This window comes from Azospirillum sp. TSO22-1 (genome assembly GCF_003116015.1).
Lineage (GTDB): Bacteria > Pseudomonadota > Alphaproteobacteria > Azospirillales > Azospirillaceae > Azospirillum.
In genome coordinates this window covers 1-16135 of record NZ_LGQZ01000096.1, presented here as the reverse complement: position 1 = coordinate 16135, position 16135 = coordinate 1, and the positions used below count along the sequence as shown (strand labels likewise).

Here is a 16135-nt window from a genome sequence, read left to right as displayed (position 1 = left end):
CACGCGGCATCCCAGGGCACGATGTGGTCCTTCTCCGCGCCGACCGCGTAGACGTCCTGCGGGATGCGCCCGAGGTCGATGGGCTCGCCCTTGAGCCTGACCTTGCCCGGAACGATCAGGTTGTTCTCGACGTAGGTGTTGCGCAGGTACCAGCTGTGCGCCGCCCGCGCCATGCGGGTGAGGACGCTCCTCGACATCAACATTGCCGGTGGTTGTTCGTTTTACCCAAGGCCCTCAGCCGCATGGGCGTTTCCCTCCGGCCTTGCGGAGGAGGTTCGTCACCGACCGGCGAGCATCCACGCCACCACGGCGGCGATGCCGATCAGCACGCCGGTCAAACCAGCCTCGCTGAGGCGGCCGCGCCGGTATAGGGTAACGGAAAGCGCGATGACCGAGGCGGCGGCGATGAACAGGCCCATCTGCGACTGGTTCATGGCATCCCCCGCCCATGACCCGGACCACGTGTTTCACCCTCCCGAGCCGGCCAACTGGTTCCGCCTCCGAACCGCTCAACCGCCTCAGGGTGCCTTGTCATGATCACGCGCGTGCCCACGTCCGTGGTGCTGAACGGGATTCTCGGGGAAGCACCCGCGGAGCACGTCACGCTGGACTGGCTCATCGCGAGGCTTGGCCACCGTTCTTTCGGCGTCATCCTCCTTCTCCTGGCGCTCCTCGGCGTGCTTCCGGGCGTATCGGCCATGGCCGGCGTGCTGCTTGCCATCGTTGCGTTCCAGATGATCCTGGATCATCCCGGCCCCGTGTTCCCCCGCCGCATAGCCACCCGTCACGTCGAAACCCGGCGGCTCACCGCGATCATCCGCCGGACCGTTCCGGTGTTGCGGTATCTGGAACGGTTTATCCGGCCGCGCTGGGCCACACCGTTCGTGGCAACCAAACGGGCGGTCGGCGGTGTCGTCCTGCTGCTTGGCGCGAGCCTTCTCATCCCCGTCCCCCTGAGCAACCTTCCCCCTGCCCTCCTCGTTGTCCTGATCGCCTTCGCCTACCTGGAGGAAGACGGCGCGCTGCTCTGCGCCGCGCTGGCCGGAACCCTCTTGCTGTCCGCCATCGCCCTGGGGGCCGCCTGGGAGACGATGAGCGCCGTCGGCTGGCTGCCAAGCGTCCTGTAGAGGCCTCTGTTCTCGAACGAGCCGGAACATCGCCAGCGGCCAACGGGGTCCGGAGATCAGCGGGCCGGCCGGCGGCCCTGTCCGTACGCCGTGCCGGCGGCGCCATCTATACGATGGCTGCGTCGGCCTGTTCAGCCCGCTCCAATTCCAGGGGATCGATCGTGGCGGCCTGGACGAGGACCGTACCGCCGGCGGGCGCCGGCAGCAGGATCACCGTCGCGACGCGCCGGTAGACCGGAAAGGACAAGCCATCGACCAGTTCTTCGTCGGTGTCGACCGTGTAGGTTCCCGCCGGCTGCACGCCGTCGATCCCCGTCAACACGAAGGGGTGCGAGAACGTCACCGTTTTGGTGCTGGTGCGTGAGAACATCAGACGTCTCCTCGGGCTCTATCCATCGGGAGCGATGCAGGGGGGGACGAGGGCCAGCCTTCAGACACGGCGTCATTCCATGACCGATCGTCGTCGGATTCGGCCCGTCGATCGCCCGCGGGAGCCGCCGGGACACCGGCACCCGTCGCGACCTTGTCCGGAAGCTCGGTCATTCCGTGGGGTCCACGCGGAAGGATCTCGGTCAAAACGTCAACCATCGCGCCCTCCTAATCTGCGGCGGCGAAAATTCTTACAAGTTGCCGCATCACGATTCATATGAGCACGGCAACGGAATTCCGCTCACACGGGGCATGGATATTCAGACCATGCAGCTTTATTGTTGCGGACAGGGTCGGAAGCGCGCCACGCACCGAAGAAGCGCGCCACGCACCGAATAAGATCATCCTGGGTGGCAGCCCCAAGCCGCCTGCCCCCTTTAAGGAGCAGGCCTTCGCTTGGCCGCGGTTAGCGCTTGGTGCCGGGGCGGTCGCCGATGGGCTCGACCTTCACATCGGTGCGCCGTGCTGAGGCTTCCACGGTTTTCTCGTGTTCAGCCGCCTTTTTGGACAGCACGACCTCCTCGACCACGCGGGCCTCCTTGGTCACCTTCGGCGTCTCGGAGGTGGCCGTCATCTCGAGGCTCTTTTCCTCGAACGCGGCTTCCGCCTCACGGTGGCTGAGAGCCCGGTCGGCCTTGTGGTGCTCGACGTCCACCTTCTCCTCGCGCAGCCGGACGGTCTCCCGGACCGGCGTCTCGGTGACTTCCGTCGTTACCCGCATCCCGCCCTTGCTGATCCGACGCTTGCCGATCTCCACCTCCTCCTCGACCACGGGAACGGCCTCCTCCTCGACGACCGTCCCGCGAGCCGTTTTCGGCTGCTGGGCGGCGGTATTGGGCAGGTCGATGGCGCCGTTCTCGTCAAGAATGGCCTCCGCGGCATCCGCATCCTGATCGGCGATGTCGGCCGCGACCAGGGCATGGCCCTGCTTGACGGCGGCGCCGTATCGCTGCGCAACGGCCTTCGCGAAGCCGTGATTCAGCAACTCCTGCGTTGCCTTGCCGGCGTCGCCGGCCCCGTTGAAGGTGTCGATGTCCTTCTCCTGGCAACCGGCCGCAACGAGGGCCTGGAAGGCCTTCCTGGCGGCGCGCGGCTCCTTGTACAGTCCAATGACAATCGTGCTCATGATGTTCTCCATTGAGATCTGGTGTAGAGGCCGATCAGGCCTCGGTATCGGGCGGGGATTGCTCCCGTTCGACGATGACTTCCTGGCGGCGAACCGTGACCGCGTCGCTGACCCTGCGGGTTTCGGTGCGGCGGGTGATCCGCACCTCCTCCACCAGCTTCAGCCGCACCTCCAGGGTTGCGACCTCCTCGATGACCGAGATGATGGTCGTGTCACCCTCCTGGCGGTCGGGGATCGGGCGATCGACAAACCGGTCGCACGGGATCCGCTCGATTTCGATCGCCTGCACCGACAAGTCGGCGTCGATCGGCTGCTCATGCTCATGGGTGACGGTGTGGGCCTGAAGCGCTTCTGTGACCCGCTTGCGTTTGTGGATGGTCACCTGCTCCTCGACCACCGGAAGCGTGTGCCGCTCGGTCTCGGATGCTTTCACAGAGGTCCTCCTGCCGCTACATCGGGAGGGCATCGCCGTCCGGATGGCCGGGTGGATGCCGGTCGCATCAGGCAGCGCGCCGGATCCGCTTCTGACCCGCCTCGTCTGCCGTATGGGCCGAGGCCTGGGCGATGCGGGCGCTGGTGTCGAAGAAGGCCTGCAGACCGCCAAGCAGATACCGGTTTCCGGCGAGCAGGACGTCGCTCGGGCTGCGTGCACGAAGCATGTCGTTCAGCATCTCGTTCTGACGTTGGGCCGCTTGCTGCATGTGCTTGACGATCTCGGAGCACGCGGCCTCATAGCTCGAAGCCATGACGTTGCCGAGTTCCATGGCCAGTGTGAGGTTCTGGTCGGTCTGGCGGGTGATGCCCTGGACGGTGCGGCCGGCCAGTTCGCCACCAGTGCCGAATTGCTGAGCTGGCCAACTCGTTGCCTGTTCGACGAAGTCACGGCCGGCTTGTGCCGCCATTCTATCGAACGGCCGGGCCGAGTGGTCGTGAGGTTGTCTGGCATCATGACTGGCGGCCTTGGTCGCCCGTTCACCGCTGGCGCTCTGGATGGTGTGAGTCTTGGAACTCTCTGTCTTTGCCGCTGCCTCATCGCTGGCGCTGCGGATCGTGCGAACCGGGGGCGTGCCATCGGCCATAATCATCTCCATTGACTGATTGGGTGGCCAGGGAGCGGTGTGCTCGTCCTGGGCTTCTTGTATTCATATTATGTTGCGCTGCAGTAATTCAAGATAGAAGAAAATATAAATCCGGCGAATCCTGGTTAAACCGACGATGGTATTTATTATAATGGCGACGAAGTCGCTGCTGATCACGGAAATTTACCCAGACAAGAGGGCGGCGTACTTAATAGTATCTTCAGATAGCGAGGAGATAATTGAGGAATCATCATTGACGAGCCGGTTCGTAAGGGAATAACCCCGCCACCTGCGGCGTTCGGCGAATGTGAGATCGGGCTCTGGTCGGTGATTTCGGGCCAGCGAATTTGGGGTCAGCGGCTGGCCAACCCGCCATGGGCCGGCCAGCCGCTGATCGCCGGTTATCGAACGACGCGCTGGGCCACCACCCGTAGCCGGCGTTGCACGGCCAGGGAACCGCCGACCGCCGCGGCGACGGCGCCGAACAGCAGGACGGCAAAGCCGGCGAAGGATGTCCGGGACGCCGCCGATGCGCTGGCGTCCGCCGTATCCTTGGCGGTCTGCACGGCCTTGTCACGGGTCTGCTGCAGCTTGGCCTGACCGTCGTCGAAACGCCGGGCGGCCTCGTCGTGGTCGACCTTCATCTGGATCGCCATGACGGCGATGATCCGCTCCTTGGCCGCCGCAGCCTCGCCGCCACCGCCCGCATAGGTGACCAGATCGGTCGCGATCGCCTTCTGGGCGTCCTGCGGGCTCATCGTCGCCGGATCGGGGGTGGCCGGCTGCAGGTACGCCTCGGCCAGCTGCCGAAGCGTGTCGGGGGACACTCCCGCCGCTTGGGCGATCGGCTTGGCCGCGTCGCTGAGGCCGCTGCCCGCCGCCGAGGTCACGCTGCCCAGGGCCGAGAAGCCGCCACCGATGATGCCGCCGATGGCCGAGGTCAGCAGCCAGAACGTCACGAGGGTGGCGATGCCCCAGGTGACCAAGCCGTGCAGGAGCCCATCAAACCGGATCTCGACACCGGCCAGCCAGGCCGCGACATAGCCGCCGGCGGCAAGGGCGAGGCAGCTGCTGACGACCCACCAGATGCCCGCGCCGATGCCGAGGCTGCTGGCGCTGGGGGTGCTTCCCGCGTTGGTCTCGACCGTGCCCAGGCCGATGCCGGCACCCAGCAGGCTGAGCACGAGTTGGATGGCGAGGGCGAGGATCACACCCCCGAAGATCGCCGCCCACGAGATGCGGCGGTGGATGTGCGCGCCCCCGCTTGTCGTGGTGGCGGTGGTCTCGAGCACGCCCGATCCGCGAAGCGGCGGGGCGGCGTAGGTGTCCGTTGACATGGGTCGCTCCGGATAGGAGCGTTCGGGGCCCCTGACGGCACCCCGAACGCGCGGTGACAGGGGGTCAGGTCTTGGCGACGGACGGCGCGGCCGGGAGCTTCTCGATCTCGACATCCTCGCGGCGCACGGTGTCCCGCACCGTCTCGACGCGGTCCGTCGCGTCCTTGCGCAGAACCACTTCCTCGGTGACGCGGGCGCTCTTGCCGACCACCGCCTCCTCGTCAACCTCGGTCATCTCGACCGTCTTCTCGGTGAAGTCCGCATCCGTGACCGGCTGGCGGCCGGTCGCCGCGCGGCGCTCGACCGTCACCGTCTCGTCGCGCAGGCTGACCTGCTCCTCGACCGGCGTTTCGACCACGAAGCGGCGAACACGGGTCGTCCCCCGATTCACCGAACGCTTGCCGACGTGCAGTTGCTCTTCGGACAGCGGGATGCTGCCGCCCTCGTTGGACGCGGCCATTGCGGCGGCGCCTTCCCGAGTGGTCGTCACCGGTGCGGCCGTGATCGGCATCGCCGTGGAGGTGGTCGTCCCCGACAGCCCGTAGCCGGACGCCCGCTCGTCGATATCGACCGGGTCGTGCGTCTCCAGGATTTCGGTCACCATCGCGGCGTTCTGCCCCGAAGCCCTCACGGCCACGACGGTCGAGCCGTTTTCCAGGCTGCGGTCATAGACCGCGTCGTCGTGATCCGGTTCGCCGCCGAACAGGCTGGCCCAGAAGCCCATCTCCGGGGCTGGGGCCGGTGTGGCGGTTCCCGGTGCCTTGCCGGCATGCCGGCTGATGGCATCCGCCGGAACGCGGGCCGCCATGAGGTCGCGGACGGCCGCGTCGGCTTGGGCGTTCGTGTCGTAAATGGCGACGATGGTTTCGTCGGTCATGTCTGTTTCTCCTGGGAAGGGGGAATTGGGCTTGCTCTAGGGCCGGCACGATGCCCGTCAGCCGGCGTCGTCCCGCTGATCCGGCCGGACACGGCTGATCTCGGCATCCTGACGGCGCACCGTCACCGTTTCCCGGTGACGCTCGGTGACGCGGACCCGCCGCATGTGGATTTCCTCGCGCAGGACGAGCCGGCGTTCGACGACGACGACGACCTCTTCCTCCACGACGGGAATGATCGTCAGGTCGCCGTCCTCGCGGATGGGCGGCACGGCATCGACCACCCGGCCGACGACCACGCGGTCAATTTCGACCCGCTCATGGGTCAGTTCCTCGTCCACCAGCCGCTCGTGTTCGCGTGTGACGATGGCGACCCGAACCGTATCGCCGGCGGTGTTGCGGCGTGCGACCACCACCTCCTCGGTGTGAAGAGGCAGCACCGGGCCGCAGAGCGGGGTGAGGGCAGACGGCATGCAAAGGCCCTGTAAAACGATGATGAGGGAGTCGCGCGGCGGCCGACACAGCCTTGACGTCTGGGTTCATTCGCTCGAACGCGAACCTTCGGCAGCAACGTGAGAAGAAACAGGCCCCAGTCAGGGAAGTTGTTTTATCCAGCACGTCCAATTACGGTGAGCGGCTATGCAAATCCGCACTGCCGCTGACACCGGAGAATCGGGTGGTTTTTCGTACTATCGGTTCGGCTTCCCACCAGAAGACTTTCCCACCACGTCCGGAGACAGTGTCTTGGCAAGATTTTGAATGTGGCCACCGATATGGGTCAGGACGGTTCTGATCCGGGGCGTATGGCGGTTGTCGCGATGCACGACGAGCCAGATCCCGGCGCCCGGAGGCGGCGACGGGACCGTCAGGCGCGTCAACCCGCTTTCCCGATCGGCCCGGAACCGCGCCAGGCAGGCGAGCCCGCCGCCCTGCGCGGCAGCCAGCACCGCGGCTTCGTGGCTGTTGGTCTGCAGCGCGACACGGGCGCGGGGGGCCAGGTCGGCCAGCCAGTCGATCTGCGCCGCGTCCTGGATGTCGCCGGTCTGCGTGATCAGGTGGTGGCCGGGACAGCCGGCTTCGTAGTCCGGCTCACCGTGGCGATCCAGGTAGGCCGGCCCCCCGTAGAGCCCGAAGTCCAGGCTGCCGATCTTGCGGACGACGAGGTCGTGCAGATCCGAGCGCGTCAGGCGCACGGAGATGTCCGCTTCGCGCATGGCGAGGCTGAGTTCGCGCGGGCTGGAGATCAGCTCGACCATCATCTCGGGGTGCTCCGCGTGCAGCGCCGCGACGCAGGGCGCCAGGATCTGGCTGGCGACGGTCTCGGCGCAGGTGACGCGAACCAGGCCGGCCAGACGGGTGTCCCGCCCGCCGACGTTGCGTTCCAGGGTCAGCGCCTCCGCTTCGAGCCTCTCCGCCTGAACGCGGACCTCCGCGCCGGCCGGGGTTGGCAGATAGCCGTCGGGCGTGCGGTTCAGCAGCCGAACGCCGAGGCTCGCCTCCAGCGAGGCCAGCCGGCGGCCGACCGTCGATTGGGCAACCCGCAGATCCCGGGCCGCCGCCGAAAGGCTGCCGGTGCGCGCCAGGGCCAGAAAGAACCTCAGATCGTCCCAATCGAGCATGGGTCCGCCGGGCCGTCAGGGAACCGCGCCGTCTGCCAGTGCGCTTCGCACGGCCGCCGAGAGGTCCGGCGGGGCGATCGGTTTGTGTAGCAGCGAAAAGCCGCTGCGGCTGGCCTCCCGGATCCGCTCCGGGGAGGTGTCGCCGGTCAGGATGATGCCGGGCACGGCGATCCCGAAGGCACTCCTCAGGCGCCGGATGACCTCCGCCCCGGTTTCCTCACCCGCGAGACGGTAGTCGGCGATGACCAGCTGCGGCGGTCGCTGTGGGGTGAACAGCGCCACCGCCGTCTCCCGATCCACCGCCGCAGACACGTCGAATCCGTGCTCTGCGAGGTACTGCCGGATGCTGTCGAGCACCACGGGATCATCGTCGATCACCAGCACGCGCCGCCCGGCTCCGTCGAGCGCCGGTTCGATGGAGGGATCCTCAACCGCCTGGGCGTCCTCGGCGACGGGGACGACGATCTCGAAGACCGACCCCTTGCCCGGCGTGGACCGCACGCCGATCGGGTGGTGAAGCAGCATGGCGAGCCGGTCCACGATCGACAGGCCAAGGCCAAGCCCCTGGCGGCGGTCGCGCCCCAGATTGTCGACCTGGTGGAACTCCTCGAAGATCGCCTTGAGCTGCCCCTGGGGAATCCCCCGCCCGGTGTCCCAGACCTGGATGCGCACCGCCCCAGGGACATGACGGCATCCGATGAGGATGCGCCCGCTGTCCGTGTACTTCACGGCGTTGGCGAGGAGGTTCTGGAGGATGCGGCCCAACAGCTTCGGATCGCTGTGAACCGTGACGCCGGTGTCGACCGAACGCAGCGTCAGCCCCGCGGCGTTGGCAAGCGGCCCGAACTCCTCGACCAGACGGCCGATGAGCGTGCACAGCCGGAACGGCTTCGGCTTGACCTCGACCACGCCGGCGTCGAGACGCGACACGTGCAGGATCTCTTCGAGCATCAAATGCAACGCGTTCAGGGTGTTGCCCAGGCTGGTCAGCAGCTTGGCCGACGCCGGCGGGAGATCCTGGCTGGCGAGCAGGTGGTGGAACAGCACCGCCGCCTGGACGGGCTGCCGCAGGTCGTGGCTGGCGGCGGCCAGGAAGCGGGTCTTGCCGGCGCTCGCCTGTTCCGCCATCGCCTTGGCGGCGGCCAGCGCCTGCCGGGCACGGTTGCGTTCGGTGACGTCCTCGATGCCCAGAAGGATCAGCGGGCGCTCCGAGCGGCTCAGCGGGCGGGCGTTGATCTGCAACGCGCGCGGCCCCTCGACGTCGTGCCCGGCGTCGATCTCCAGCGCCTCGATGGTGGGGCCGCCGGCGATCATCGCCGTCAGGCGCCCGTCCAGCGCGGCGTCCCGGAAGACCCCGTCGGCAAGATCGCCCAGCGGGTGCCCCAGCGTCGCCTCCGGCGTGGTGGCGAACATATGGTAATAGGCCTGGCTGGCGGCTTGCACCGCCAGGCCGGCGTCGAGCACAAGCAACGGTTCGCGCACGGTGTCGACGATGGCCTCGGCGAAGTCGCGGGCCGCCCGGACCTTGTCCTGGATGGCCGCCCGCTCCATGGCGAGGCCCAGGACGGTGGCGACCGCCTGCACGAATTCGAGGTCGTCGTCGCCGAACCGCCCCGGCTGCCGGCTGTACAGCGCCAGGACGGCCGGCCCGGTCGCACCCTCCCCGCCGAAGGCGACCCCGATTCCGCTCGCGATTCCGGGGACGGGAGGACCGCCGGGCACGCGCCGGTCGGCGGCGAAGTCGCCGACGACCAGGGCTTGCCGCGACCACAGGACCTGTCCGAGGTGTGTCGACGGACCGCCCGGCATGTCGTGGAAATCCCCTCCGGGCTGGTCCCAGCCGCAGCCCTCCAGCAGCCTCACCCCCCCGGCGTCTCCGGACGGGACGAAGATGCCGACGCAGTCGGCGCCGAACGTCTCGGCGACGAGAGCGGACGCCGCTTGCAGGAAGGCGTCGGGGGTCTCGCCGGTCAGCGCCCGGCGGCCCAGATCGGCGACCAGCTTCTGCTGCCGGGCCCGCTCGGCGAGGACGGCGGCGCTGCGCTTCAGCGCCGTGACGTCGCTGAAGGTGACGACGCTCCCCTCGATCCGGTTGTCCTGCGTGCGGTACGGATGAACGCGGCGCAGCAGCGTGCTGCCGCTCTCGGTCTTCACCTCGCGCTCCAGGGGCGACAGGGTGTCAAGGACGGTGCGGATGTCGGCCATCAGGTCCGGATCGCTGAAATGGCGCGACACGTCGGTGATCGGCCGCCCGATGTCCGTCGGGATGAGCGAGAACAGGCGCGTCGCCGGCGCCGTGAAGCGCTTGATCTTCAGGTCGGGCGACAGGAAGAGGGTCGCGATCTCGGTGCTGGTCAGCAGATTGGTCAGGTCGTTGGTCGTGGCCTCCAACTCGTCGACCTTCTCGTGAAGCTGGCTGTTGAGCGTGCCGAGTTCCTCGTTCAGCGACTGCAGTTCCTCCTTCGAGGTCTCCATCTCCTCGTTGGAGGATTGCAGCTCCTCGTTGATCGACAGGATTTCCTCGTTGGCCGCGCGCAGGGCTTCGTTCGACGCCTCCAGCTCCAGGATGGTGGCGCTCAGGTCCTCGCGCGTCACCCGCAGCTCGTGTTCGAGCTGTTCGACGGCTGAGGTTTCGGCCGACGCCTGCAGATCGTCGGCTGGCCCGCCGACGGCCGGCAGCGCCGATTCCACCGCCGCTTCCCGGACGAAGGTCACCAGCAGCAGGTCCTCCTTCGCCTGCGGTGGGCGGACCGGAGCCACGGTGACGGTGACCATGGACGGCGTGCCGCCCCGTGTCTGGCGGACGCCGGTGACGATCACGCGCTGCCCCGACGACAGGACCCGCTTCACGGCGCCGCGCACCTTCAGGCGCAGGTCGCCGCGCATCATGGCCGTCAGGTCCTGCGGCATTTCCCCGGTCGGCAGGTCGAGGAAGTCGCCGGTCGGGCCATACAGATAGAGGATCCGGTGCTGCTGGTCGATCAGCACGGCGGCGGGCGCGTAGGCGAGCAGCAGCGCGTGCCGGGTGATCTCGGCCGGGCTGATCCGGGCGGTGACGAGCGACACCGGGAGGGTTCCCGCGGGCGCACCGACGACCGCCGGCAGGGTCGGGCGGGGCCGGCGGCCGGCGCCGAGCTTGCGGTACAGGCGCCACTTCTTGGACAGCGGCGCGAACAGGTCGGTGCGGGCGCCGATGGTCTCGGCCGATCCCAGGAACAGGGCGCCGCCGTCCCCCAGGCCGAAGTGGAACAGCTCGATGATCGACCGCTGGACCGCCGGGTCGATGTAGATCAGGACGTTGCGGCAACTGATCAGGTCGAGAGTGGAGAAGGGGGGATCGCTGATCATGTTCTGAACGGCGAAGGTGACCGCCTCCCGCAGCACCCGGCTCACCTTGTAGCCGGCATCGACACGGGTGAAGAAGCGGGCCAGCCGTTGCGCCGAAATGTCGACCGCGATGGTTTCCGGATAGACTCCGGTCCGTGCGACGTCCAGCGCGTGCACGTCGATGTCGGTGCCGAACACCTTGATGTCGCAGGCCCGGTTCGCCGAGGCGCAGGCTTCCATCAGCAGCATGGCGATGGAGTAGACCTCCTCGCCGGTGGCGCAGCCGGGGACCCAGACGCGGATCGGCCGCTCCCCGCCGCGGTCGCGCGCCAGGGGGGTGAGGACCGCCTCGTCGAGGATGGCGAAGGCTTCCGGGTCACGGAAGAAGCGGGTGACGCTGATCAGGATGTCGCGCGCCAGCTGTTCGACCTCGCCGGGATGGGTTCCCAGGAAGTCGCGGTATTGGCGCATGCTGTCGATCTGGTGAATGCCCATCCGCCGCTCGATGCGGCGGACCAGCGTGCGCGTCTTGTAGGCCCGGTAGTCGTGGCGGCTGCGCGCCTGCATCAGTTCGAGGATGTGGTCGATGTCCTCGCCGCCGAAGGCGGTTTCCTCGTCGGCGCCGGCGCGGACGTACGGCTGGCGGACATAGCGGAGCAGCGCCTCGGCCATCCGCTCCGGCGCCAGCACGTAGTCGGCCAGACCGGTCGCGATGGCGCTGCGCGGCATGCCGTCGAACGCCGCCGTCGCGGGGTCCTGGACGACGACCAGGCCGCCGCCCTCCTTGACGGCCATCAGCCCGAGCGTACCGTCGGCTCCCGACCCGGACAGCACGACGCAGATGGCGTGCTGCTGCCACTCGGCGGCCAGGGAGCGGAAGAAGATGTCGATCGGCAGGGCCGCCCTGTCCTCCGCCGGATCGGCGACGACGAAGCGGTCCCGCGCCATGGACAGCATCTTGCCCGCCGGGGCGACGTAGATGTGATCCGCCTCGACCGGCATCCCGTCCTCGGCGGCGCGGACCGGCAGCGGCGCAGCCTTGGACAGCAGGTCCACCATCAGCCATTCGTGGTTCGGCGTGCGGTGCTGCAGCACCACCAGGGCGAGGCCGCTGTCCGCCGGCACGGCCTCCAGAAAGGCGGTGATGGCCTTCAGCCCGCCGGCCGACGCGCCGATCCCGATCACCGCCACCGGACCGTCCTGGCGTCCCGAGGGCACCCGCTTCCCAGGATCCGATTGCGCGTCGTCCCGGCCGGTGGTGTCGGTGGAGGCGGTCATCATGCCCTCAAATCCGCCGAGCGGGGCTCGCGCCCCGAAACTTCGACGTCGTGCGTTTCCGTTTCGCGGCTCGGACTGCGCTTTCGCTTGTTGTCAGCACCCAAGCCGGCGGGAGAAATCCAAAGCACCAACATCGCAAGGGCAACCCAATTCGGCACGCCTTCGCGGGAAAAGTCAACGATGCGCCACAGCGTGCACACGTCGCATTTCAGTTGCGCCGTTCAACTTATATGGGGGCCATTTCCTGATCCACAAAACGCCTCCCGGTGACCCGCCGGTTCCGAAGATTTCAATGGTCGCTCCCAAATCGACACCGAGCTTCTTCACGAACCGCAGAAGCGGCCACCGCCCCTATGGAAAACAGGATGCGAAGCGCGGCCGCCGCCGTTCGGCCCGGTGGCCGCTCCAGCCCTCGCCTCGGTGAACGCTTGGCGTGCCCCCGCTGCTCCCGAACTGTACGGTGATATGGCCGGCGGTGGCACGCTCTCCGTTGCGGAGTGTTGAGGTGCTGACTGTCTCCTTCAGTCACCTTTGCGGCACGACGGCCAGCAACATCGCAAGCACCATCGGCTCACAGGATCGTGCCCGCAACCGCTTCCAACGCATCGAGGTCACCTCTGACACTTGACCAAGCTCTGGCCGTCACGATCCTCATCGGGCTGGTGGCGTTGTTCGTCTGGAACCGGCTGCGCTACGATCTGGCCGCGCTGCTCGGGCTCCTCGTGGCGACGGCGTGCGGTGTCGTCCCGCCGGATCGGGCCTTTGCCGGGTTCAGTGATCCTGTGGTGGTGATCGTCGCTTCGGCGCTCGTGATAAGCGCGGGGGTGGGCAAGTCGGGCGTGATCGGGCGGACCGTCAGGAACCTGGAGCCCCGCATGCGGACGACCGGGATGCGGGTGGCGGTGCTGACAGGCAGCGTCGCGGTCCTGTCCGCCTTTATGAAGAACATCGGTGCCTTGGCGATCTTCCTGCCGATCGCCATCCAGGTTGCCCGGCGCAGCGGCACCCCGGCCTCCAGCCTCCTCATGCCGATGGCGTTCGGGTCGCTGATCGGCGGCCTCGTGACCTTGATCGGCACGTCCCCCAACATCCTCGTCTCGCGCGTGCGTGCCGACCTCACCGGCAAGCCGTTCGCCATGTTCGACTTTGCGCCAGTCGGCCTCGGGATCCTGGCGGCCGGTTTTGCCTTCCTGGTGGTCGGCTGGCGGCTTTTGCCTGGCCGCCGCCAGGGAGCGGCGACGCCGGCAGCGGCTTTCGACATCGAGCCCTACCTTTCGGAGGTGCGCCTGCCGGCCATGTCACCCCTGGTTGGAAAAACGGTGGCCGACCTGGAAGCCCTCGGCGAGGGCGGCATCAGCGTGATCGCTATCGTTCGCGAGGCGGACAGGCGCTACGTTCCCGCCGGGAACTGGATCCTGTTCGCCGACGACATCCTCGTCCTGCAAAGCGACCCCCATGCCCTGAAAGCGATCCTGAGCGACGCGGGCCTGCACCTCGAAGGGGCCGGCAAAGGATTGACCAAGGGCCTGCCGGCCAGCGGCATCGGTGTGGTCGAGGCCGTGGTGATGACGAACTCGCCTCTGATCGCCGCCTCCCCGGCGGAACTGGGGCTGCGCCAGAGGCACGGCGTGAACCTCCTCGGCATCAGCCGGCACGGCGACCGCATCGCAACCCGGCTGCGCAATCTCCTCTTCCAGGCCGGCGACGTCCTCGTCCTGGCGGGAAGTGTCGAAGCCATGCCGGAGACCCTGCGCGGCCTCGGCTGCCTGCCGCTCGTCGATCGGGCGACGGGGCTGGAGCGCCGCCGCCAGGAGTACCTGCCGCTCGTGTTGCTGGTGCTCGCCATGGGTTCGGTGGCGCTTAACCTGGTTCCCGTGCCGGCAGCCTTCTTCGGAGCCGCTGTGCTGATCGTGCTGTTCGGTGTCCTGACCTTGCAGGAGGCGTATGAGGCGATCGAACTGCCGATCCTGGTTCTGCTCGCCTGCCTGATTCCGATCAGCGATGCGATCGGCCGCACGGGCACGGCGGATCTGGTCGCCGAAGGGCTCGCCGCGATCGCTGGAATCCTGCCGCCGACCGGGGTGGTCACGCTCGTCCTGGTGACGGCAATGATCCTGACGCCCTTCCTCAACAACGCGGCAACGGCGCTGATCATGGCGCCGATCGCGGCGAGCCTGGCGCAACGGCTCGGCATGAACGCCGATCCCTTGCTGATGGCCGTGGCCGTCGGTGCCGCTTGCGATTTCCTGACTCCGATCGGGCACCAGTGCAACACGCTGGTCATGGGACCCGGTGGTTACCGCTTCGGCGATTATTGGCGGCTTGGCCTGCCACTCTCGGTGATCATCGTTGCCGTCGGGTCCGCACTCATCCCGCTGGTCTGGGGGCTGAGGTAATGACGTCAACCCGCGCCGGGTCCGCGATTTGGCGCGCGCCACCGGGCGGCTGGCCAGGACCGACGCGCTCGATGCTCAGGTCTAATCCAGAATTGGGAGCGGGTTTTCTTCGACCCTGTTGAGAAGCGCCGCCATATCATCAGCCTCGTTCAAGCTGAGGCGGTCTTGCGGAAAGCCATTGAGGCAAGCCACCTTTCCGGTGCCGAGTTCGATCACCATCCAGCCGGTCCCCGCCGGGTCGATAGTAAAGTCGTAGATGCGCTTCATCATGTCGGATCTCCTGTTGACAGGGGCCGGTCGCCACGCGGCAGGTGAAGGCTCGGTGCTGGCTTGCAGGGGGGGCTCGACGGCCCCGGCGGTTGACATGGAAGCCCATCGGCTTCGCCGAGGGAGAGGCCGCGCCACGGAAGCTCGTGGTCGAGTTCGCCATCGAGCACAGGAGCGTCGATGGCGAACTCGACCGCCACAGTCGAACCGGAGTTCATGCTTCGGCATCAGGTCACTCATAAATGACATGCCGGTAAATGCCATATGGTGTTCCTGCAATCCGTTCACCGCTGCACAGACGTACACATGACGATATTGCCTCCTCTGTTCCGCAAGCTACGTTCGGTAGCGAGGGCGAGAAACGGAAGGATTGCGTCATGGACGAGGAGCTGCGCCACCTTGCTGAGGAATTCTTGAGCACCGGCTATGATTCCCTCAACGACCGGGAGCGGAAGGTGATTTCCCACATCGCCAGACGCCACCATGTCGCGCAGAACGTCAGCCACGCTTTCGAGGAGAAGCTGACCTTCGGCGACCGGCTGGCCGACAAGGTGGCGGCGATTGGTGGCTCATGGGCGTTCGTGAGCGGGTTTGGCCTGCTCATCGTCACCTGGACGATCATCAATTCCGGGATCCTGATCCGCTTCGGCGATCAGTTCGATCCCTATCCCTATGTGTTCCTGAACCTGATCCTGTCCATGCTCGCGGCCCTCCAGGCTCCCGTGATCATGATGTCGCAGAACCGGCAGGCGGCGAAGGACCGGCTTGCCGATGGTCTCGACTACGAGGTGAACCTGAAGGCCGAGGTGGAGATCATGCGGCTCCATGAAAAGCTGGATCACCTGAGGATCGACGCCATAATCGGCCTGCTCGACGAGCAGAAGGAGCAGGTAATCCTGCTGCGGCGTGCCATGGAGGCCAAGGCCGATACGGCGCGTGGCTCGAGCGTTCCAGCCCCTTGAGCCGGCACCGAGGCGCAACCGGGGTCAGCTCACCGGGCCGTGGATCACCGAAATCAGCGCCGCCGCGTGCCCCTTGAACGGTTCGCGCGCATTCCCATTTACCATCCAGTTGGATGGTGAAGGGATGGCAGTGAGATGGCCGACAACGCACGGGACCTGAGGCCAAAGCCCGGCGACAGCGAGAAGATCACGATCAACCTCGGCTACGTCGACCTCGGCCACATCGACCTGCTGGTGCAGGAAGGGTTCTACGCGAACCGCACCGACTTCATCCGCACCGCCATCCGCAACCAGATCGACCGCCACGGCGACG

General features: G+C 67.2%; 15 protein-coding genes and 1 pseudogene. 4 read left to right on the top strand and 12 right to left on the bottom strand.

Annotated elements, in window-relative coordinates; genetic code table 11:
• Together TSO221_RS23590 and TSO221_RS35605 are read right to left on the bottom strand one after the other, a co-directional pair.
• Nucleotides 1-197: alpha/beta hydrolase (locus TSO221_RS23590; RefSeq protein WP_199229596.1), on the bottom strand; the 197-nt coding region annotated here is incomplete at its 3' end.
• Nucleotides 198-278: 81 nt separating this feature from the next.
• Complete coding sequence (locus TSO221_RS35605) at nucleotides 279-434, bottom strand: hypothetical protein (protein WP_158284195.1); 156 nt, start codon at nucleotides 432-434, stop codon at nucleotides 279-281.
• A gap of 99 nt (nucleotides 435-533) precedes the next feature.
• On the opposite strand from TSO221_RS35605, the gene TSO221_RS23585 reads away from it, so the two are divergent.
• Nucleotides 534-1127, top strand: a complete 594-nt coding sequence (locus TSO221_RS23585; RefSeq protein WP_109120964.1) for an exopolysaccharide biosynthesis protein — start codon at nucleotides 534-536, stop codon at nucleotides 1125-1127.
• Nucleotides 1128-1233: 106 nt separating this feature from the next.
• On the opposite strand, the gene TSO221_RS23580 is transcribed toward TSO221_RS23585, so the two are convergent.
• The 9 genes from TSO221_RS23580 to TSO221_RS23540 form a co-directional block, all read right to left on the bottom strand.
• Nucleotides 1234-1497 carry a hypothetical protein gene (locus TSO221_RS23580; protein ID WP_109120963.1) on the bottom strand — a complete coding sequence of 88 codons (264 nt, stop codon included), beginning with the start codon at nucleotides 1495-1497 and terminating at the stop codon, nucleotides 1234-1236.
• A 465-nt stretch (nucleotides 1498-1962) separates the two neighbouring features.
• On the bottom strand, nucleotides 1963-2682 hold the full coding sequence (locus TSO221_RS23575) for a YsnF/AvaK domain-containing protein (protein WP_109120967.1): 720 nt from the start codon (nucleotides 2680-2682) through the stop codon (nucleotides 1963-1965).
• A gap of 34 nt (nucleotides 2683-2716) precedes the next feature.
• Entirely contained in the window at nucleotides 2717-3115 is a 399-nt protein-coding gene (locus TSO221_RS23570; protein WP_247878208.1) for a DUF2382 domain-containing protein, read from the bottom strand.
• A 67-nt stretch (nucleotides 3116-3182) separates the two neighbouring features.
• Nucleotides 3183-3761 carry a phasin family protein gene (locus TSO221_RS23565; protein ID WP_158284194.1) on the bottom strand — a complete coding sequence of 193 codons (579 nt, stop codon included), beginning with the start codon at nucleotides 3759-3761 and terminating at the stop codon, nucleotides 3183-3185.
• A 401-nt stretch (nucleotides 3762-4162) separates the two neighbouring features.
• The gene (locus TSO221_RS23560; RefSeq protein WP_109120960.1) at nucleotides 4163-5098 is read right to left on the bottom strand and encodes a hypothetical protein; all 936 of its coding nucleotides are present in this window, start codon (nucleotides 5096-5098) and stop codon (nucleotides 4163-4165) included.
• 64 nt (nucleotides 5099-5162) lie between these two features.
• Complete coding sequence (locus TSO221_RS23555; RefSeq protein WP_109120959.1) at nucleotides 5163-5975, bottom strand: YsnF/AvaK domain-containing protein; 813 nt, start codon at nucleotides 5973-5975, stop codon at nucleotides 5163-5165.
• 57 nt (nucleotides 5976-6032) lie between these two features.
• Entirely contained in the window at nucleotides 6033-6446 is a 414-nt protein-coding gene (locus TSO221_RS23550; protein ID WP_109120958.1) for a DUF2382 domain-containing protein, read from the bottom strand.
• A gap of 216 nt (nucleotides 6447-6662) precedes the next feature.
• The gene (locus tag TSO221_RS23545) at nucleotides 6663-7592 is read right to left on the bottom strand and encodes a LysR family transcriptional regulator (protein WP_109120957.1); all 930 of its coding nucleotides are present in this window, start codon (nucleotides 7590-7592) and stop codon (nucleotides 6663-6665) included.
• A gap of 15 nt (nucleotides 7593-7607) precedes the next feature.
• Nucleotides 7608-12200: a chemotaxis protein CheB gene (locus TSO221_RS23540; RefSeq protein ID WP_247878207.1), complete on the bottom strand. Its 4593-nt coding sequence runs from the start codon at nucleotides 12198-12200 to the stop codon at nucleotides 7608-7610.
• Between the two features lie 578 nt (nucleotides 12201-12778).
• On the opposite strand from TSO221_RS23540, the gene TSO221_RS23535 reads away from it, so the two are divergent.
• Nucleotides 12779-14593, top strand: coding sequence for an SLC13 family permease (locus tag TSO221_RS23535; protein WP_247878206.1), 1815 nt, complete (start codon nucleotides 12779-12781; stop codon nucleotides 14591-14593).
• 81 nt (nucleotides 14594-14674) lie between these two features.
• Here TSO221_RS23535 and TSO221_RS23530 read toward each other — a convergent pair whose 3' ends face one another.
• Nucleotides 14675-14863 (bottom strand): hypothetical protein, encoded by a 189-nt coding sequence (locus TSO221_RS23530; protein WP_109120956.1) that lies wholly within the window; start codon nucleotides 14861-14863, stop codon nucleotides 14675-14677.
• Between the two features lie 374 nt (nucleotides 14864-15237).
• Between TSO221_RS23530 and TSO221_RS23525 the strand changes: the two genes are divergently transcribed.
• Both TSO221_RS23525 and TSO221_RS23520 read left to right on the top strand, forming a co-directional pair.
• Complete coding sequence (locus tag TSO221_RS23525) at nucleotides 15238-15822, top strand: DUF1003 domain-containing protein (RefSeq protein ID WP_109120955.1); 585 nt, start codon at nucleotides 15238-15240, stop codon at nucleotides 15820-15822.
• A gap of 135 nt (nucleotides 15823-15957) precedes the next feature.
• Nucleotides 15958-16135, top strand: a pseudogene (locus TSO221_RS23520) (CopG family transcriptional regulator); the annotation flags it as partial.